The organism is Nonomuraea sp. LP-02 (assembly GCF_036289125.1).
GTDB classification, from domain to species: Bacteria; Actinomycetota; Actinomycetes; order Streptosporangiales; family Streptosporangiaceae; genus Nonomuraea; species Nonomuraea bangladeshensis.
On record NZ_JAXCLK010000001.1, the window covers coordinates 8,623,466 to 8,642,560 of the forward strand.

13 protein-coding genes are annotated in these 19,095 nt (G+C 69.1%); 7 read left to right on the forward strand and 6 right to left on the reverse strand.

Annotated elements, in window-relative coordinates; genetic code table 11:
• Positions 1-53 precede the first annotated feature (53 nt).
• Both SMD20_RS40465 and SMD20_RS40470 read right to left on the reverse strand, forming a co-directional pair.
• Positions 54-1,157, reverse strand: coding sequence for a lectin (locus SMD20_RS40465; RefSeq protein ID WP_329591377.1), 1,104 nt, complete (start codon positions 1,155-1,157; stop codon positions 54-56).
• Between the two features lie 573 nt (positions 1,158-1,730).
• The gene (locus SMD20_RS40470; protein WP_329591379.1) at positions 1,731-2,420 is read right to left on the reverse strand and encodes a FadR/GntR family transcriptional regulator; all 690 of its coding nucleotides are present in this window, start codon (positions 2,418-2,420) and stop codon (positions 1,731-1,733) included.
• Positions 2,421-2,629: 209 nt separating this feature from the next.
• On the opposite strand from SMD20_RS40470, the gene SMD20_RS40475 reads away from it, so the two are divergent.
• From SMD20_RS40475 to SMD20_RS40490, 4 genes are read left to right on the forward strand one after another with little or no spacing between them, the layout of a single operon-like run.
• A complete protein-coding gene (locus SMD20_RS40475; protein WP_329591381.1) occupies positions 2,630-3,907 on the forward strand; it encodes an ABC transporter substrate-binding protein in 1,278 nt (425 codons plus the stop codon).
• Positions 3,908-3,911: 4 nt separating this feature from the next.
• Positions 3,912-4,874 (forward strand): carbohydrate ABC transporter permease, encoded by a 963-nt coding sequence (locus SMD20_RS40480; protein WP_329591383.1) that lies wholly within the window; start codon positions 3,912-3,914, stop codon positions 4,872-4,874.
• The gene (locus SMD20_RS40485; RefSeq protein ID WP_329591385.1) at positions 4,874-5,701 is read left to right on the forward strand and encodes a carbohydrate ABC transporter permease; all 828 of its coding nucleotides are present in this window, start codon (positions 4,874-4,876) and stop codon (positions 5,699-5,701) included. The genes SMD20_RS40480 and SMD20_RS40485 overlap by 1 nt, the downstream gene beginning before the upstream one ends.
• 1 nt (position 5,702) lies before the next feature.
• Positions 5,703-6,887, forward strand: a complete 1,185-nt coding sequence (locus tag SMD20_RS40490; RefSeq protein ID WP_329591387.1) for a mandelate racemase/muconate lactonizing enzyme family protein — start codon at positions 5,703-5,705, stop codon at positions 6,885-6,887.
• On the opposite strand, the gene SMD20_RS40495 is transcribed toward SMD20_RS40490, so the two are convergent.
• Positions 6,878-8,380 (reverse strand): arabinofuranosidase catalytic domain-containing protein, encoded by a 1,503-nt coding sequence (locus SMD20_RS40495; RefSeq protein WP_329591389.1) that lies wholly within the window; start codon positions 8,378-8,380, stop codon positions 6,878-6,880. The genes SMD20_RS40490 and SMD20_RS40495 overlap by 10 nt on opposite strands.
• A 184-nt stretch (positions 8,381-8,564) precedes the next feature.
• Positions 8,565-9,302: a FadR/GntR family transcriptional regulator gene (locus SMD20_RS40500; protein WP_329591391.1), complete on the reverse strand. Its 738-nt coding sequence runs from the start codon at positions 9,300-9,302 to the stop codon at positions 8,565-8,567.
• A gap of 333 nt (positions 9,303-9,635) precedes the next feature.
• Here SMD20_RS40500 and SMD20_RS40505 point away from each other — a divergent pair, with 333 nt between their 5' ends.
• The 3 genes from SMD20_RS40505 to SMD20_RS40515 are packed head-to-tail and all read left to right on the forward strand — an operon-like array spanning position 9,636 to position 16,594.
• Positions 9,636-12,020, forward strand: coding sequence for an RICIN domain-containing protein (locus SMD20_RS40505; RefSeq protein ID WP_329591393.1), 2,385 nt, complete (start codon positions 9,636-9,638; stop codon positions 12,018-12,020).
• 34 nt (positions 12,021-12,054) lie between these two features.
• The gene (locus SMD20_RS40510; protein ID WP_329591395.1) at positions 12,055-14,874 is read left to right on the forward strand and encodes a PQQ-dependent sugar dehydrogenase; all 2,820 of its coding nucleotides are present in this window, start codon (positions 12,055-12,057) and stop codon (positions 14,872-14,874) included.
• Between the two features lie 10 nt (positions 14,875-14,884).
• A complete protein-coding gene (locus SMD20_RS40515; RefSeq protein ID WP_329591397.1) occupies positions 14,885-16,594 on the forward strand; it encodes a ThuA domain-containing protein in 1,710 nt (569 codons plus the stop codon).
• Between the two features lie 55 nt (positions 16,595-16,649).
• On the opposite strand, the gene SMD20_RS40520 is transcribed toward SMD20_RS40515, so the two are convergent.
• Both SMD20_RS40520 and eboE read right to left on the reverse strand, forming a co-directional pair.
• Positions 16,650-17,981, reverse strand: coding sequence for an alkaline phosphatase family protein (locus tag SMD20_RS40520; protein WP_329591398.1), 1,332 nt, complete (start codon positions 17,979-17,981; stop codon positions 16,650-16,652).
• The gene (gene eboE / locus SMD20_RS40525; RefSeq protein ID WP_329591399.1) at positions 17,981-19,093 is read right to left on the reverse strand and encodes a metabolite traffic protein EboE; all 1,113 of its coding nucleotides are present in this window, start codon (positions 19,091-19,093) and stop codon (positions 17,981-17,983) included. Before eboE ends, SMD20_RS40520 begins: the two co-directional genes overlap by 1 nt.
• Positions 19,094-19,095: the final 2 nt, after the last annotated feature.

The window sequence follows — 19,095 nt, forward strand, 5'->3', positions numbered from 1 at the left end:
GTGGCCGTCGCCGGGACGATCGAATCGTCCCGGCGACGACACGTGGTCAGCTGTCAGGCGCGGGCCCACTTCTGGTTGGTGGCGCCGGTGCAGGTCCAGATCTGCACCTTGGTGCCGTTGGCGGTGCCGTACGCGGACACGTCCAGGCACTTGTTCGCGCCGACCGCGGTGATGCTGCCGTCGGCGTTGAGCCGCCATTTCTGGTTGTTCTGGCCGTTGCAGTCCCAGATGATCACGCTGGTGCCGTCGGCCGTGCCGGCGCCGTTCACGTCCAGGCACTTGCCGCCGTAGACCCGCAGCTCACCGGAGCTGGTGGAGGTCCACTGCTGGTTGGACTGTCCGTTGCAGTCCCAGATCTGGGTCTGCGCGCCGTTGGCCTGCGAGGCTCCGTTGACGTCCAGGCACCGGCCCGACGCCGCACCCTTGAGGGCGCCTGACGTCGGCGGATTGACGGTGGCGGTCGGTGTCGGGTTCGGGTCGCTGCCTCCGAACTGCGTGAAGAAGTTCCACACCACCGGCCTGGTCCAGGAGTTCTCGCCGGGCTCGAAGTCACCGGGCTTCCCGTCCACGGGACCGGGGGTGTGACCGGCGTCGAACGCCGCCCAGGCGACCGGATACCCCGCCCGGCATCCCGAGTAGTAGGTGACGACATGCGTCAGGCTGCCCTGCGCCGGCTCCGGCGGGTTCTGTGCGGTGCAGCCGTTGTTCCTGACGAACCTGTCACGCAGCGACCGGCCCGCGGAGATGTTGAGCACCGGATCCCTGAGGCCGTGCAGTCCGATGTACGCGATGGGCTCGTTGCCGCCGTTGCACCCGCTGAGCTGGCCGCCGGAGTAGACCGCCACGGCGCGGAAGACCGTCGCCCTGGCGCACGCGAGCGCGTAGCTCATGCCGCCGCCGTAGCTGAAGCCCATGGCGAAGCGTTGGGAGGTGTCCACACAGAGGTCCGCCTCGATCCGCCGGATCATGTCGTCGACGAAGGTGACGTCCTCACCGCCCGAGTTGGCCCAGCCGTTGTTGAAGCCCTGAGGCGCGACGAAGATGGCGGTGTTGTTCGACAACGCCCTGAGCCCGTAGTAGGACCAGGGGTATCCGCTGGTTCCGCCGCCGTCGACGTCGTTGGCGGTGCCGCCATTCCAGTGGAATCCGAAGATCAACCTGTACGGGGTGTTGTTGTTGTAGTTGTCCGGAATTCTCAGGATAAAGTTACGGTTTTTACCGCTGGTCGTTATCGACTGCGAACCGCTTCTCAGCGTCGGGGTCCTGCCGCATCCCGCGGTGCCCGCGAGGGCGCTCTGTTGCGCGGGACGCGGGGGCGCGCTGTCGCCCAGGGCCGTGTGCACCGTGGCCAGGACGACGAGCAGTACAGCGGACGCGATAGCGGTGAAGAGGTACCTGAGCCTCGACATCACGCGAATTCCTTTGCCGTTCTCGGGGGTGAAACACGCAGCAGGAAAGCCATTTCCACCGCCTTTGTTAGCGCTAACTCAACGCCGCCTCCAAGGGGATCTCCTTTCTTTCCGAGGGCTGGAGGCGATGGTGCAGCGGAGCAAATATGACCGTGACAAGACCTGTCAAGACTCGGCCTTCTGGACGTCGAGAGCCTGCGCGTGAGACGACCCCGTCGCTCCGGCGCCTGACCAGGAGAAGCGGCCGTGGCCACCGCTGACGGGTCGCGGTGAAACTTTCACCGCCCGCGCTCGCATCGGTTCCGAGGGCGCGGACGGGCGCTAACGCCGCAGCCGTACGGGGTCGGCCGGGCCGCTGCGGCGGACGATCCAGGCCTCGGTGATGTGATTGAACATCGCCTCGGCGGCGCCCGCAGGATCGTGGGCGGCGATGCGTTCGTAGATGCGGCGGTGGCCGAGGTTCGACGCCACGCAGAGCGCCCGCTCGGTCCGGCCCAGGTAGCGGGCGGTGCTGACGACCTGGCTTTCCAGCGACCGTACGACGCCGCGGGCGATGCGGTTTCCCGACGCCTGCATGATCGTGTCGTGGAAGGCGCGGTCGCTGTCGGCGTACGTGACCGGGTCGTCCACGAGCTCGTCCATCCGATCCACCAGTGCCCGCAACTGCTCCACGGTGTCGGGCCCGGCCACGCGGGCGGCGACGTTGGCCATGTCGGACTCCAGCACGCGCCGGGTGACGACGAGGTCGTCGAGAATCGTCAGGCCCTCTTCGGCGGCGATGGTCGCGGCGAGCACGAGCTCGTCGAGCATGTCCCACATCGCCGGCGGCGTCACCATGGTGCCGGCGCCCTGGCGGACCTGCACCAGCCCCTTCTCCTGCAGGATCTTCACGGCTTCCCGGACGACCGTGCGGCTCACGGAGAAGGCTTCGCAGAGCGCGGGTTCGGGGGGCAGCGAGGTCCCCGGCGGGTGCACCCCGCGGACGATGCGCTCCACCAGCTCGGCTGTCACCGCTCTGGCGAGACTGGCAGGACGTCGTACCCAGGCCGGCGACGCCGGGACGCTGCCAGACGCTTCCTGCGATGCCGTCATTGATCCCTCCGGTGGCCTGGCACGTGGCGGCGCCACCGCGTCAGTATACGTCAGTCCCTATTGACGTTATACGTCATACGAATTATGTTTGCGCCTGGTCCAGCGGTCCTCTCGGAAAGCGGGCAGCGATGAAGCAGCGAGCATTATGGTCGGCCGTGATGGTCATGGCGCTGGTCTCGGCGGGTTGCGGGAGCGCGGCCCGGCCCCAGTCACCCTCCGGCGACTCGGCGCAGAAGCAGCAGAAGCTCTTGGTCTGGGACTGGAAGTCCGGTGAACCGGCCGCGGCCGACTACATCGAGAAGGCCAAGGCCGACTTCGCCAAGCGGCATCCCGGGTTGACCGTCGAGTTCGTCGCCCAGCCGTTCGACCAGTACTACACCCTGCTCGGCACGGCGATCCAGGCCGGCAAGGGGCCCGACGTCATGCTCTTCAACGGGGGAGGACAGATCCGCGACCGGGTCGACGCGCTCCTTCCGCTGGACCAGTACGTGGCCGAGGACAAGAACCGGCTGGCGGGCTGGGACGCCTTCAGCAAGGACGGCAAGACCTACGCCGCGCCGGTGACCCTGCAGGGGCACCCGATCTACTACAACAAGACGCTCTACGAGAAGGCCGGCCTCGACCCGGCCGACCCGCCCAAGACCTGGGACGAGTTCGTCAGCGGCTGCGCCGCCGTCAAGAAGGCGACCGGGGCCACCTGCTTCGCGCTCGGCAACAAGGAAGGCGCCGGAATCCAGTTCTTCCTGTCGGGCCTCGGGTCCGGCGTCCTGACGCCTCAGGAGTACGACGACTGGATCGCCGGGAAGCGCGACTGGACCTCTCCGCACGTGCGGCGGATCTTCGAGCTGTGGAAGGAGGCCGGCGACAAAGGGCTGAACAACGACGGCGCCAACTCCACCGCGATGTTCACCGACATCTTCAGGGTCTTCGAGACCGGTAAGGCCGCTCACATCATCGGGCTGATGTCGGACGTCGGGCACTGGAAGGACTTCGGCGAGTTCCTGCCGCCCGACAAGATCGGCGTCATGCGGGCCCCCGTCGTCACCGGCGGAGCCACCCCGAGCCTCCCGTACGACGGCGGCATCGGCTACGCGGTCGCCAAGTGGACGAAGGACCCCGCGCTGGCCGCCGACCTGGTGCGGTCCCTGACCTCGACCGACGCCTTGACGGCGTTCTACTCGAAGGCCGGTGCGATCGCGTCCGACACGACGATCGACTTCGCGCAGGCCGGACCGGCCGTCGCCACGATCGCGTCCGAGATCAAGAGCGGCAGGCCCGCCCTGCACGTGGCGTTGTCCGCCAAGACCCTGGATCTGATGGGAAGACTGTCCCAGCAGCTCCTGAGCGGTTCGACCACCGTGGACAAGGTCGTGGAGCAGCTGGCCGCCTCCGACCGGGCGAGCTGACCGCGTGCCGATCGAAAGCCCGTCGCGGTTGGCCCGCCCGGCCGGCTCCGGGCGGGCCGGCGCGGCGTCCGTCACACACCGGGGACGCCGCTGGGACGCCCGTGGGTGGCGCGCGGAGCGCTTCGCCCCCTACGTCCTGGTGGCCCCGGCCGTACTGATCATCGTGGTGCTGCGGCTGTGGCCGCTGGTCCTCGGGGTCAACTTCTCCTTCACCGGCGACGGCGAGCTCAACGGAACCCCTGTCGGCCTGAGCAACTATCTGGAGCTGGCCGGCGACCCGTTGTTCCGCACCTCGCTGCGCAACGTCGGGCTGCTGGTGCTGCTGCTTCCCGTGGCGGTGGCGATTCCGGGTCTGCTCGCGACCTTCATCTATCTGCGCGTGCCGGGTCACCGGGTCTACCGCAGCGTCTATTTCTTCCCGGCCGTGCTCTCGCCGGTGATCGTCGGTGCGATCTTCAACCTCCTGCTCGGGTACGACGGCCCGTTGAACGCCCTCCTCGGGACGGCCGGCGTCGGCCCCGTCGACTGGCTCGGTGATCCGGGCGTCGCCATGTTCACGGTCGTCGGCGTGCACATATGGGCGACGTTCGGGATGGCCCTGGTGGTGTTCCTCGCCGGATTCAGCACCCTGGACGCCTCGCTGCTGGACGCCGCCCGCGTGGACGGCGCGTCGCTCCGCCGGACGATCTGGCACGTGATCATCCCGAGCCTGACCCGCACCATTCAGTTCGTCTTCGTGACCACGATGATCGGGATGCTGACGTCCATGTTCGGCCTGCTCTTCGTCATGACCAACGGAGGTCCGGAGGGATCGACCTACCTGCCGGAGTTCTACATCTGGCACCAGCAGGGACAGATGAACCAGCCGGCGCTCGCCTCGGCCGCCTCGACGGTGCTCTTCGTCGTCATGCTCGTGGTGGGGCTCCTGCAGATCACTCTGCTCCGCCGCTCGGGGAGGCAGGACTGATGGCCGGCAGGCGTATGGCCAGGTGGGCGGCCGCTGTCCCCATGGCCCTCCTCGCGCTGGCGACGATCTATCCTCTCGTCTTCACCGGCAACGTCGCGATGAAGACCCGCCGCGACTACATCCTCGACCGGTTCTCCCCGGCGGGCTCCGTGAGCTGGGACAACCTCGCCGAGGCGTGGGCCGGCGCCGGAATGGCGCGCTACTTCGTCAACTCGTTCATCGTCGTGGCGTTCGCCGTGGCCCTGCTGCTGCTGTTGGGGTCGATGGCGGGTTTCGCGCTGAGTCAGCTGCGGTTCCGCGGTTCTTCGATCATCTTTCTGGGCTGTCTCGCGGGACTGTTCGTCCCGTTCCAGGTGATCATGGTGCCGCTCACCAGGATCATGGCCGACATCGGGCTCATCGACACCTATCCGGGACTGATCCTGGCCTACGTCGCGCAGTTCCTGCCCTTCACCGTCTTCCTGATGACCAGCCACTACAGGACCATTCCCGCGGAGATCGTCGACGCGGCCAGGATCGACGGGAACACGGTGTACGGCGTGTACCGGCGGATCATGCTTCCGCTGGGCGTTCCCGCACTGCTGTCGGTCGGCATCCTCGACGCCTTGTTCTGCTGGAACGACGTGCTCATCTCCCTGCTCATGATGCCGACGCCCGAGCATCGCACTCTCATGATCGGGGTCAACGCGCTGCGCGGACAGTATTCCGACGACGTCCCCGCCTTCGCCTCGGGAGTCCTGATCGCCGCCGTACCCGTACTGATGATCTATCTGTTCCTCCAACGCCAGATCGCCGACGGCGTCACGGCCGGTTCCACGAAGGGCTGACATGCGGATCACGGGGTATCGGACCACGACGACGGTCCAGGAATGGGGCCGTCCCGTCGGCGACGCCAACGGCGTCTTCGCCGACGGAGTCGTCTCGGTGCCGCTCGTCATGGTGGACACCGACGAGGGGATCACCGGCATCGGCCTCGGGCCGCACGTGGAGATCGATGCCGTTTTCGCCGCGATCGAGGGCGAGGATCCGCGCGGCGTGACGGCGCTCTACGACCGCATGCTGCGGCGGACCTTCAAGGCCGGCCACGTCGGCGCCGTGTTCGGCACGATCGGCGCACTCGACACCGCCCTGTGGGACATCAAGGCCCAGGCGGCCGGCGAGCCGCTCTGGCGGCTGCTGGGCGGACGTGACCGGCGGGTGCCCGCCTATGCCTCAGGCATCGACATCGGCCTGACCGACGACGAGCTCGTCTCGGTCTACCAGGTCTACGCCCAGCACGGTCTCCGCGCGGCCAAGATCAAGGGCGGCCTCGACATCGAACGCGACCGGCACCGCCTGACCCTGGTACGGGACGTCCTGACCGAGGCCGGGCACGGATCGCGGCCGGGCCTGATGCTCGACGTGAACGAGGTCTGGACCCGCAAGCAGGCGGTCCGGCACGTCTGCGAGCTCGAACGCAGCCTCGATCTCACGTGGATCGAGGAGCCGGTCCGGCGGTGGGACGCCGAAGGGCTGGCCGTGGTCGGTCGCGGGATCCGCGCCTCCGTCGCCACGGGGGAGAACCTCACCGGACTCGAGCAGTTCCGCCCGCTGCTGGCCGCGGGGGCCGTCGACATCGTCCAGACGGCCGTGGTCTGGGGGGTGACCCACTTCCTCCGGGTGTCCGCGCTGGCCCACGCCCATGACCTGCCGGTCAGCCCGATCGGGAACATGCCGGTCGCGCTGCTGCACGCCGCGACGTCGGTGCCGAACCACCTGGCCAGCGAGTTGCAGGACCTGCACCCGCCGGTCGGACTGTCGCTCGACCTGCAGGTCGAGGACGGCGCGTTCATCCTCGGGGACTCGCCGGGCCTCGGCGTCACGATCGACGAGTACGCGATCAACGCGTACACCCGCCGGCCGGACGTCAGGGCCGCGGACGGCCCCCACATCCGGCCGGAGCACGCCGGACGGCAACTGCTGGCGGTCACGGACGGCTTCGATCAGACCTGGCGTCAGGTGCCTCAGCGGTAGCCGGCGGCGATGATGTCGGCCTGGACGGCGTTCTCGGTGGCGTCGGTGGGATAGCCGGCGACCATGGCTCCTTCGTAGAAGGTTCCGGCGCTGAGGTTGGCGCCGCCGTCGGGCTTGCAGCAGTCGCCGCCGCTGCCCAGGATGATGGCCCCTTGCTTCTTCATCGGGCTGTAGCCGTTGGGGAGCGGCCCGTCGTACAGGGTGTAGAGGCTGCCGGACTGCGCGTTGCTGCCCTTGATGGCGAACCGGCTGGTGCCGTTGTTCTTCAGCGTGGCGGTGACGAACTTGTGGGGGAAGGCCCGCTGGTTGGGGTTCCAGGACTGGCTGCCGCCGGGGTAGAGCCCCCATTCGAGGTCGGCCTGGACCCAGGGGCCGCTTCCCTGGCAGCCGCCGAACCAGCACTGGACGCTGAAGTTGATGGCGTCCATGGCGCCGGCGGCGTCGGCCTTCCTGGTCGTCTCGCTGTTGCCGTAGTCGAAGCAGCAGCCCCCGTTGACGTGGGTGCCGCTGGTGACCATGTACATGCCCTCGGGCGCGCTGCCGGTCGGCACGCCGGTCAGGTGGCCGTCCCGCCAGTAGCTGTTGCCGGGGTTGATGTAGAGCGAGTATGCCTTGCCGCCGCCGACGGTGAGTGACTCGGTGGTCGCGATCGCGGGCCTGCTCTGAGGGGAGCCGGGGACCACGCTGGAACCTTGGTACCACAGGTCGTTGCCCCGCCCGGACTGGTCGTACACGACGGTCATGACGCACGTGGTGCCGGCGCAGAACGAGTCCTGGGCCGCGGCGTCGGCGACACCGCCCGCGGTCAGCACGCCGATGTTCCTGGTCGTGCTGTCGGAGGAGCGCCTGACCTGGTAAAGGTTGCCGTTGTACGAGCCGTAGAGCGCCCGTGTCGTGCTGTGCGCGGCCACGCACGGCGTGCCGCCGGAGGCGTAGATGTCGCACGCGCGCGCGCCGGGCGGCGGCGGGGTCGTCGTCGGGGTGGGCCCGGCTCCGGTGGTCCACTTCTGGTTGGTGCCGCCGTGGCAGGCCCAGATCTGCACCTTGGTGCCGTTGGCGGTGCCGTTCGCGGACACGTCCAGGCATTTGTTCGCGCCGATCGCGGTGATGGTGCCGTCGGCGTTGAGGCGCCATTTCTGGTTGTTCTGGCCGTTGCAGTCCCAGATGATCACGCTGGTGCCGTCGGCCGTGCCGGCGCCGTTCACGTCCAGGCACTTGCCGCCGTAGACCCGCAGCTCACTCGCGGCCGTAGACGTCCACTGCTGGTTGGACTGCCCGTTGCAGTCCCAGATCTGCGCCTGCGCGCCGTTCGTCTGCGAGGCTCCGTTGACGTCCAGGCACCGCCCCGACCCCACGCCCACCAGCGGCGTGGTCGCCGCCGAGGCCGGCGCCGACCAGGTCAGGACGGTGGCCAAGAGGGTCGCCAGCGCCGCCACCACAGCCGCGACGACGGCCGCCCGGGAGCCCGGCAAGGGAACGGATGAAGGCTGCATGTCGTACTCCTTGGAGGCAGGGGGAGACGGGGACAGCCGCGGTGTCCGGCGAAGCACATATGACGGGCGGACCGGCTGTCAAGACTCCCTCCTGTCCGGCGGCCTGCCGGAAGCACGCTCACCGGTGACGCTCGTGGCCGGGCTCCATGAAACGTTCATGCGTCGCCGGTGCGGACGGCCGGGGTCACTGGGACGAGAAGAGGCGCTGCTGGATCTCTCTCCGGTAGTCGTCGAGGGTGTTGTCGATGTGCGTGGCCGCGGCCTGGGCGGCCGCTTCCGGGTCGCCGGCGTGGATGGCCCGGTAGATGGCGTCGTGCTCCTCGACGGCCTTGGCGGCGTGCCCGCCCACCGAGCCGCTCAGCCCGATGAGGTTGGACTGCGCCTGCAGCCTGCGGGCCTCCCGCACCGCCACCTGGAGGAACATGTTGTGCGAGGCCGTGGCGATGGCGGTGTGAAAGGCGTCGTCGCCCTTGTTGAACAGGTCTTCCTGCCCGGTCTCGAAGCCGTGGCGGCACACACCGGCCGCCTCCTCGATGGCCCTCAGCTCGGCGGGGGTGGCGCGGCGGGCGGCCAGCCTGCTGGTCTCCATCTCCTGCGCCCGGCGGAATTCGAAGAGCATGTAGACGTGGTCGAGGTCGGTCGGGAGGAAGAAGGAGGCCCAGCGCCCGGTGCCGAACATGCCCTCGCCGTCGGCCACGTACAGGCCGCGGCCCTTCTGGGCGCGTACCCGGCCGAGCGCGGAGAGGATCTTCACCGCCTCGCGCACCACGGTGCGGCTGGTGCCCAGTTGCCGGGCCAGTTCGTTCTCGGTCGGCATGCGGTCGCCCGGACGCAGGCCGAGCCGGACGATCAGTTCGAGTACCTGCTCGGCCGCCACCTCGTAGCCCGGCCGGTATCCGCTCTCTTGGGGGCTGTCGGTCACTGTGCTTCCTCCTCGCCGTCCCTGCAAAGTATGGCTGATGAGGCCGCCCTCCCAGGCTCGGAGGCCGGGCCGATGAGTAGGACACATATGAACGGTTCATGCGAGGACGATCGGCGCCGGCGAATGTGATGTGGGAGTTTCCGCTGGTCAATAGCCTGAATTGGCTCACCAGGGCGGGATGCTAAGTGTGCAAAGAGTGAAATAGGCGGGCTTAAGGTCTTGACGGGTTTCAAGACTCACAACGTAATGGGAGGCGAAGGCCCTCGGAAGGGCGTCACCTGCCTGAGCAGGGCGTGACCCGGCCACACACCCGCACCCCCCGAAGGAACCACTGTGCAGTCAGCTTCGCCCGTCACGGCGCTGAGACCGTTCCTGATCGGCATCGTCGCGGCGCTGGCCGCGGCGTTCGCCCTCGTCGCCCCCGCCACCCCGGCCCTCGCGGCCACCACGACCCTCTACGCGTCACCCACCGGCACCGGCACCGCCTGCACGTCCGCCCAGCCGTGCTCGGTGTCCGCGGCGCAGACGGCGGTACGTTCGCTGAACGCCGCCATGTCCGGGGACATCGTCGTCGAACTGGCCGACGGGGTGTACCGGCTCTCCGCGCCGCTCCGGCTGACCGCCGCCGATTCGGGGAACAACGGCTACACCGTCAAATGGCAGGCCGCGGCGGGTGCTCACCCCGTCATCAGCGGAGCCAGGGCGGTCACCGGATGGACCGTGGCCGACTCGGGGAAGAACATCTGGCGTGCCAACGTCGGCACCGGGATCGACACCCGGCAGCTGTACGTCAACGGCGCCGTCGCCACGCGGGCGCGCACGACCGTGAACCGGTCCGACTTCACCGCCACCACCACCGGTCTGAGGTTCGGCAACAGCGCCCTGAGCTACCTGAACAACCTCGCCGACCAGAGCCGGATCCAGATGGAGAGCGTGGGTTCGTTCACGGACCGCTACGTGACGGTGCAGAGCATCAGCGGGAACTTCATCACGATGCAGCAGCCCGGCTGGAACAACAACACCTTCGGGTACGACACCTTCACGCAGCCGCACCGGGCGGGTCCGCTGTACCTGGAGAACGCCTACGAGTTCCTGGACGCGCCGGGGGAGTGGTACATCAACTCCGGCACCGGCATCCTGTACTACATCCCGGCCGCCGGGCAGAACATGAGCAACGTCAACGTCGAGCTGCCGGTTCTCCAGTCCCTGGTGAACGTCGGAGGCACCTACGACGCACCCGCGCACCACATCACGTTCAGCGGGATCACGTTCACCGGCACGACCTGGCTCGGACCCAGCGGCAACCAGGGCTACGCCGACCAGCAGACCGGCGCCTACATCACGGGCACCTGGAGCTGGCCCGCCGACAGGCTGACCTCCTGCCAGGAGGGCTGCCAGCAGTTCGAGGCCGCCCGGCCGCACTGGCAGCAGATGCCGGCGGCCGTGCAGGTGTCCGCGGCCAACAACGTCACCTTCACCGACTCCCGGTTCGTCAACCTCGGCCAGACCGCCGTGGGCATCGGCAACGACGCCAACGCGCACGCCAGCGGCGTCGGCCTGGGCGCCGCCGACATCACGGTCACCCGATCCGAGATCGCCCAGAGCTCGGCCGGCGGCGTCGTGGTCGGCGGCGTGCGCGCCGACGCGCACCACCCCAGCGACCAGCGGATGGTCAACCGGAACATCACCATCAGCAACAACCGCATCCACGACCTCGGCCTGGACTACCGGGGCATCGTCTCGGTCCTGACCACCTACGTCACCAACACCGACGTGTCGCACAACGAGGTCTACAACCTGCCGTACACCGGCATGTCGATCGGGTACGGCTGGGGCGCCAACGAGCCGGGCGGCAGCAACCAGTACGCCAACCGCGGCCTGTACAACTACCAGCCGCGGTACACCACTCCCACCACCGCGTCCGGCAACAAGCTCATCGGCAACTACGTGCATGACGTCATGCAGCAGATGACCGATGGGGGCTGTATCTACACGCTGTCGTGGAACCCGAACGCGGTCATCAGCGGCAACCACTGCCTGCGCACCAACGGCTGGTTCGGGATCTACTTCGACGAGGGCTCCAAGTACTACACCGTCACCGGCAACGTGCTCTCGAACACCGGGACCTGGGCCACCGCCAACTACTGGGGCGGCGAGAACATGGGGAACTTCACCGTCACCGGCAACTGGTCGACCAACGGCAGCACCAACGTGACCAACGGCGACCGCGGCAACGTGGTGAACAACAACGTCACCGTCACCAACGGCGCCTGGCCCGCGGGAGCCCAGGCCGTGATGGCGTCCGCCGGCCCCCAGGGCCAGCCGTCGGGGAACACGGGGGCGCTCAAGGGCGTGGGGTCGGGGCGGTGCCTGGACGTCAACGGCGCCTCGCAGGCCAACGGCGCGCAGGCGCAGATCTGGGACTGCAACGGCCAGTCCAACCAGCAGTGGACGTCGACCGCCGCGACTGAGCTGCGGGTCTACGGCAACAAGTGCCTCGATGTGAACGGCGCCGGCACCGCCGACGGCACCAGCGTGATCATCTGGGACTGCAACGGCCAGAACAACCAGAAATGGCGCCTCAACGCCGACGGCACCATCACCGCCGTCGGCGCGAACAAGTGCCTGGACGTGTCCGGGAACGGCACCGCCAACGGCACCAAGGTGCAGATCTGGACCTGCACCGGCGGCACCAACCAGAAGTGGGCCCGCGCATAGACCCGTGCACAGATCCGACAGTGGAGGAACAGTCATGTCCCGACGCCCATGGCTCACTTTGTTGACCACGGTGGCGCTGATCACTTCCGGAGCACTCGCGCTCGACACCCCTCCCGCCAACGCCCTCGTCATCCCGGCCTCCGACTACCAGCAGGTTTCTCTCGCCTCGGGAGGCGCCGAACTGGGTGAGGCCATGTCGCTGGCCGTGATGCCGAACCGGTCGGTGGTGCACACCGCGCGCGACGGCACGGTACGCGTCACCGATGTCAACGGCACCACGAAGGTGGCCGGCAGGCTCGACGTCTACAGTCACGACGAGGAGGGCCTGCAGGGTGTGGCGGTGGACCCCGGCTTCGCGTCCAACCGGTACTTATGGCTCTACTACTCGCCGCGCCTGAGCACCCCGAACGGTGACGCGCCGAGCACCGGCACGCAGGCGCAGTTCGACCAGTGGAAGGGCGAGCTGCACCTGTCGCGGTTCACCCTCAAATCGGACGACACTCTCGACCTGGCCAGCGAGAAGGTGGTCCTGCGCGTCCAGAACGACCGTGGCCAGTGCTGCCACGTGGGCGGGGACATCGACTTCGACGCCGCCGGCAACCTCTACCTGACCACCGGCGACGACACCAATCCGTTCGAGTCGAGCGGCTACTCCCCGCTGGACGAGCGGACCGACCGCAACCCGCAGTTCGACGCCCAGCGTTCGGCCGCCAACACCAACGACCTGCGCGGCAAGCTCCTGCGCATCAAGCCGCAGCCCGACGGCACCTACACGATCCCCAGCGGCAACATGTTCCCGCCGGGGACGGCGAAGACCCGGCCGGAGATCTACGCGATGGGCTTCCGCAACCCGTTCCGGATGAGCGTGGACAAGGCGACCGGCATCGTCTACCTCGGCGACTACGGGCCGGACGCCGGGGTGACCAACTCGAGCAGAGGGCCGAGCGGGCAGGTGGAGTTCAACCGCATCACCGGTCCCGGCAACTACGGATGGCCGTACTGCACGGGCACGAACACCACCGGCGAGACCTACAACGAATGGAACTTCGCCACCAACAGCACCGGCCCGAAGTACAACTGCGCGGGCGGCCCGACCAACAACTCCTTCCGTAACACCGGCCTGACCACGCTGCCCGCGGCGAAGCCGGCGTGGATCCGGTACGCGGGGGACGCCGGCAGCCCGCCGGAGTTCGGCTCCGGGTCGGAGTCGCCGATGGGCGGCCCGGTCTACCGCTACGACGCCGGCCTGAACTCGGCCGTCAAGTTCCCCCAGACGCTCGACGGGCGCTTCTTCGCCGGTGAGTACGGCCGCCGCTGGATCAAGGCGATCGAGGTCAAGGCGGACGGCGGCTACGGGGAGATCTCGGCGTTCCCCTGGTCGGGGACGCAGGTGATGGACATGGCCTTCGGCCCTGACGGGGCGCTGTACGTCCTCGACTACGGCACCGGGAGCAACAACCAGGCGCTGTTCCGGATCGAGTACATCGGCAGCGCCAACCGCAACCCGATCGCCAGGGCGTCCGCCGACAAGACGTCGGGACCCGCCCCGCTGGCGGTGAACTTCTCCTCGGCGGGCAGCTCCGACCCGGAGGGCGGCGCGCTGACGTACTCGTGGAGCTTCGGGGACGGCACCACCTCCACGGCGGCGAACCCGAGCAAGACCTACACCACCAATGGCGCCTACACGGCGACGCTCACGGTCCGGGACCCGCAGGGTCTCACCGGCACGGCGAGCGTGATCGTGAACGTCGGCAACACCGCGCCGACGGTCACCCTCACCGCCCCTGCCGCCGGGCAGCTGTTCTCCTTCGGCGACACCGTGCCCTTCCAGGTCACCGTCAGCGACCCGGAGGACGGCACGATCGACTGCGCCGGGGTCACCGTCTCCTACCTCCTCGGCCACGACAGCCACCGCCACAAGATCACCTCGAAGACCGGCTGCTCGGGCTCCATCGCGGTGCCGATGGACGGCGAGCATGACGCCGCGGCCAACATCTACGGCGTCTTCGAGGCCTCCTACACCGACAGGGGCGGCCTGACCTCCACCAGCGACCGTACGCTCCAGCCGAGGCACCGGCAGGCCGAGCACTTCGGCGCCCAGCAGGGCATCCAGACGGCCGACCACGCCACCGCGGAAGGCGGCAAGACGGTCGGCTTCACCGACGACGGCGACTGGATCTCCTTCCAGCCGTACAACCTGGGCAACGCGACGAAGGTCACCGCCCGGGTCTCCTCGGCCGGCGCGGGCGGCCGGATCGAGGTGCGGGCCGGCTCGGCGACGGGCACGCTGCTGGGAACGGTGAACGTGGCGAGCACCGGCAGCTGGGACACCTTCACCGACGTCTCGGCGAACCTCAGCGGTGCCCCGGCCGGCACGACCACGCTTTACCTGGTCTTCCGCGGCCCGACCGGACAGGGCTACCTGTTCGACCTGGACGCCTTCACCCTCGACACCGGCACCCCGCCCTCGGGGAGCACGACCGCGTTCAAGGGGGTGGCGTCGGGCCGGTGCCTGGACGTCAACGGAGCCTCGCAGGCCAACGGCGCGCAGGCGCAGATCTGGGACTGCAACGGGCAGTCCAACCAGCAGTGGACGTCCACGGCCGCGAGTGAGCTGCGGGTGTACGGCGGCAAGTGCCTGGACGTGAACGGCGCCGGGACGGCCGACGGCACCAGCGTGATCATCTGGGACTGCAACGGCCAGAACAACCAGAAATGGCGCCTCAACACCGACGGCACGATCACGGCGGTGGGGGCGGACAAGTGCCTGGACGTCAACGGCACCGCCAACGGCACCAAGCTGCGCATCTGGACCTGCACCGGAGGAACCAACCAGCGCTGGACCCGCGTCTGAAAGGACACCCATGCCGAGCGACAGAAAGACATCCCTGCTGCGACGCCTCTCCGTGACGGCGGCGGCGATCACCGTCGCCGCGGCGATGATCCCGGCCGTTCCCGCCCAGGCCGCCGCCTTCAAGGTGCTGGTGTTCTCCAAGACGGCCGGGTTCCGGCACGACTCGATCCCCAGCGGGATCCAGGCCATCCGCGACCTGGGGACCGCCAACGACTTCGCCGTCGACGCCACCGAGGACTCGAACGCCTTCACCACGGCCAACCTGGCGCAGTACAAGGCGGTGGTGTTCCTCAGCACCACCGGTGACGTGCTGAACGACAACCAGCAGGCCGCCTTCCAGACGTACGTGGACGGCGGGGGCGGCTACGTCGGGGTGCACGCGGCCGCCGACACCGAGTACAACTGGCCCTACTACGGGCAGTTGATGGGAGCCTGGTTCAACAACCATCCGGCGATCCAGCAGGCCACCGTACGGACCGAGGACCGGGCGCACGCCGCGACCGCTCACCTGGGGACGACCTGGTCACGTACCGACGAGTGGTACAACTACCGCACCAACCCCCGCCCGAACGTCCGGGTGCTGCAGAGCCTGGACGAGGGCAGCTACAGCGGCGGCGGCATGGGCGATCACCCGATCACCTGGTGCCACCCGCAGTCCGCCGGCCGGGCGTTCTACACCGGCCTGGGGCACACCCAGGAGTCGTACGCCGATCCGAACTTCCGCGCGCTGCTGCTCGGCGGGATCAGGTACACGGCCAAGGCCACCAACGCCGACTGCCGCCCGGAGACCGGGTACACGACCTTGTACAACGGCTCGACGACGGGCTGGTCGCAGGCCGGGCCGGGATCGTTCGCCAACAGCGACGCCACGCTGACCTCACAGGGCGGCATGGGCATGCTGTGGTACAACGCCAAGGAGTTCCGCTCCTACTCCGTCAAGCTCGACTGGAGGATGACCGGCGACTCCAACTCCGGCGTCATCGTCGGGTTCCCGGCCACCAGCGACCCCCAAGCGGCGCTCGACACCGGATATGAGGTGCAGATCGACGCGACCGACACCCCGGACAAGACGACCGGGGCGATCTACGGGTTCAAGGCGGCCGACATCGCCGCCCGCGACGCGGCGCTGAACCCGCCGGGGCAGTGGAACACCTATGAGCTGCTGGTGGAGGGAGAGCGGCTGCAGGTGTTCCTGAACGGCACCAGAATCAACGACTTCACCAACACCGATCCGGTCCGCTCGCTCCAGCAGGGCTACCTCGGCATCCAGAACCACGGGTCCGGCGACGTGGTGTCGTTCCGCAACATCCGCGTCAAGGAGCTGACCAGCACACCGGGCGGTACGGGTGCGCTCAAGGGCGTGGGGTCGGGCCGGTGCCTGGACGTCAGCGGAGCTTCCCAGGCCAACGGCGCGCAGGCGCAGATCTGGGACTGCAACGGGCAGAACAACCAGCGGTGGACGACGACCGCCGCGAGTGAGCTGCGGGTCTACGGCAACAAGTGCCTGGACGTGAACGGGGCCGGTACGGCGGACGGCACCGCCGTGATCATCTGGGACTGCAACGGGCAGAACAACCAGAAATGGCGGCTCAACGCCGACGGCACCATAACGGCGGTCGGCGCGAACAAGTGCCTGGACGTCAGCGGCACCGCCAACGGCACCAAAGCCCGCATCTGGACCTGCAACGGAGGAACCAACCAGCGCTGGACCCGCGTCTGAGCCCACCGTCCACCCCCTCGCGCGGCTCCCCACCGGGGGCCGCGCGAGTCACGGGTCAACGGGTTCGGCGGGCCAGGCCGGTCAGGAGATCCTTGACCTCGCTCGCCTCGTAGGAGCCACGGTCGAAGCGGCCGATGATCAGCGGGCCGTCGTCGGGGTGGTCGGGCAGCCGGCCGTGACTGCCCCGCACCGGTGCCGGGTCGAGCGGCACCACCCGCATCGTGTAGCGGAAGCCCAGCTTCTTCCTCGCCAGCGCCGCCGCCGCACGGACCTTGACGAACGGATCGCTCGGGTCCATGAACAGCTCGGCGGGGTCGTAGCCGGGTTTGCGGTGGATGTCCACGAGCCTGGCGAAATCCGGGGCGCGGTCGTCGGAGAGCCAGTAGTAGTAGGTGAACCAGGCGTCGGGCTCCGCCACCGCGACGAGCTCGCCGGCGCGTTCGTGGTCGAGCCCGTACTTCGCCTTCCCCGCCTGGTCGAGCACCTCGTCCACGCCGGCGAGCTCGGCGACGACGGCGCGGGTGCGGTCGAGGTCGGCGGGGTCGCGCACGTACACGTGGGCCACCTGGTGGTCGGCGACGGCGAAGGCCCGGGACGTCCACGGGTCGAGGTACTCCATCCCGGCCTGGGTGTAGACCTCCAGGAGACCCGCGGTGCGCAGCGCCCGGTTGATGTCCACCGGGCGGGACGCCGGGGTGATGCCGTACTCCGAGAGCACGACCACCTCGGCCTCCTCGGCCAGGAGCGGGGCCAGTGCGGTGTCGACGGCGCGGGCCGCCGCGATCGCCTCGGGACCGGCGGGGCCGTACCGCTGGAGGTCGTAGTCGAGGTGAGGCACGTAGACCAGCAGCAGATCCGGCCGTTCGCGGGCCAGGATGCGGCGGGCGGCGGCGACGATCCATCGGGAGGAGTCGATCCCCGCGTTCGGCCCCCAGTAGCTGAACAGGGGGAACGGCCCCAGCGCGGCCTCGAGGTCGTCGTGGAGCGAGGGCGGGCGGGTGTAGCAGTCGGGCGACTTGCGGCCGTCGGCGTGGTAGATGGGACGCGGGGTGACGAGCAGGTCGGTCGCGGCGCCCATCGCATACCACCAGCAGACGTTGGCGGTGCGCAGGCCGGGCGCGGCGGTCCACAGCTGGTCGCCCTGGATGAGCGCGTTGTGCTGGCGCCACAGCAGCACCTCGCCGAGGTCCCGGAAATACCACCCGTTGCCGACGATGCCGTGGTCGCGGGGCATCCTGCCGGTCAGCAGGGTGGCCTGCATCGAACAGGTGACGGCCGGGAGCACGGGCCGCAGCGTGGCCGCCGCGCCCGCGCTCGCCACGTTCGGCATGTGCGCGAGCAGGCGTGGGGTGAGCCCGACGACATTGATCACGATCAGCGGTGCCATCACTTCTCCTTCAGCCCGAGGGCGGCGAGCTGCCCCCGCATCCAGTCGAGCTCGGCCGCGATGCCTTCGGCGAGGTCGGCCGGGGCGCCGGGAAGCACGTTCCAGGTGTAGGTCTCCACCTCGACGTGGCTGGTCAGCGGCCGTTCCCCGCCGAGGAGCACGTTCAGCAGGTCCCGCAGGTAGGGGGCGCTGGTGGCGAGAGGAGGGGGCGGCGCGTCGTGCAGCGGGACGTGGAAGTGCACGCGCCAGCTCTCGTCCGCGGGCAGGCCGCCGGCCAGTGCCTCGCCCAGGTCGTCGGCGTATCCCGTGGCGGAGCGCGTCTGGTGGAGGAAGCGGGCCTCGTCGAACACGGCCAGCGCCCGCTGTGCCCCTGGCGGGGCCACCAGGGCGCACGACGCCTGGAGCTTCACGACGGGCAGCCCGGTGCGGGCGCCGGCGCCGGGCTCCTCGAAACCCACGGCCATGTGGCAGGCGTCCAGGCAGAGGCCGAGGTGGTCGTGATCCACGTCGCTCAGCAGGGCGGTGGCCTGGGGCGTCGTCTCGACGATGCAGCCGGGCTCCGGCTCGAAGCCCAGCCGGATCACCTTGCCGGTACGGCCCGCCAGCGCGCGCAGGCCCTGGGCGACCGCGCCGAGATTGGCCATGACCGCGGCCGCCTTGTCCACCGTCCACCCGGTGCGCCAGGCGAGGGGCAGGGTCGAGATCGTGCCCTCGGTGACGTCGTCCGGCAGCAGCACGGCGAGGATCTCGGCGAGCCCGAGTGTGTGGCGCAGCCGCTCCGCGTCGGCCCAGTCAGGGGTGTAGACGCGGTACTTCACGATCTCGTCGTGAAAGCCGCGGTAGGGGAACCCGTTGAGGGTCACGACCTCCAGCCCGAGCGCGGTCAGCCGCTCGCGCAGCCCGGCGAGCTCCCCGGGCCGGGCGAGGAGGTCTGCGGCGGCGCGCCGGGACAGCCACAGCCCGACCCCGAGCCTCTCGACGCCGAGCAGGCGCCTGACCCGCGCGGCGACGCCGGACAGCTGACGGCGGATGCCGGGGAGATCCTCGGCGGCGTGGACGTTGGTGCAGTAGGACAGGTGCACCGTCGAGCCGTCCGGATGGCGTAGCCGCACGG

Coding starts and splice junctions, on each gene's coding strand:
- SMD20_RS40475 (WP_329591381.1), top strand. CDS start 2,630: ATGAAGCAGCGAGCATTATGGTCGGCCGTGATGGTCATGGCGCTGGTC.
- SMD20_RS40485 (WP_329591385.1), top strand. CDS start 4,874: ATGGCCGGCAGGCGTATGGCCAGGTGGGCGGCCGCTGTCCCCATGGCC.
- SMD20_RS40490 (WP_329591387.1), top strand. CDS start 5,703: ATGCGGATCACGGGGTATCGGACCACGACGACGGTCCAGGAATGGGGC.
- SMD20_RS40495 (WP_329591389.1), bottom strand. CDS start 8,380: ATGCAGCCTTCATCCGTTCCCTTGCCGGGCTCCCGGGCGGCCGTCGTC.
- SMD20_RS40510 (WP_329591395.1), top strand. CDS start 12,055: ATGTCCCGACGCCCATGGCTCACTTTGTTGACCACGGTGGCGCTGATC.
- SMD20_RS40515 (WP_329591397.1), top strand. CDS start 14,885: ATGCCGAGCGACAGAAAGACATCCCTGCTGCGACGCCTCTCCGTGACG.
- SMD20_RS40520 (WP_329591398.1), bottom strand. CDS start 17,981: ATGGCACCGCTGATCGTGATCAATGTCGTCGGGCTCACCCCACGCCTG.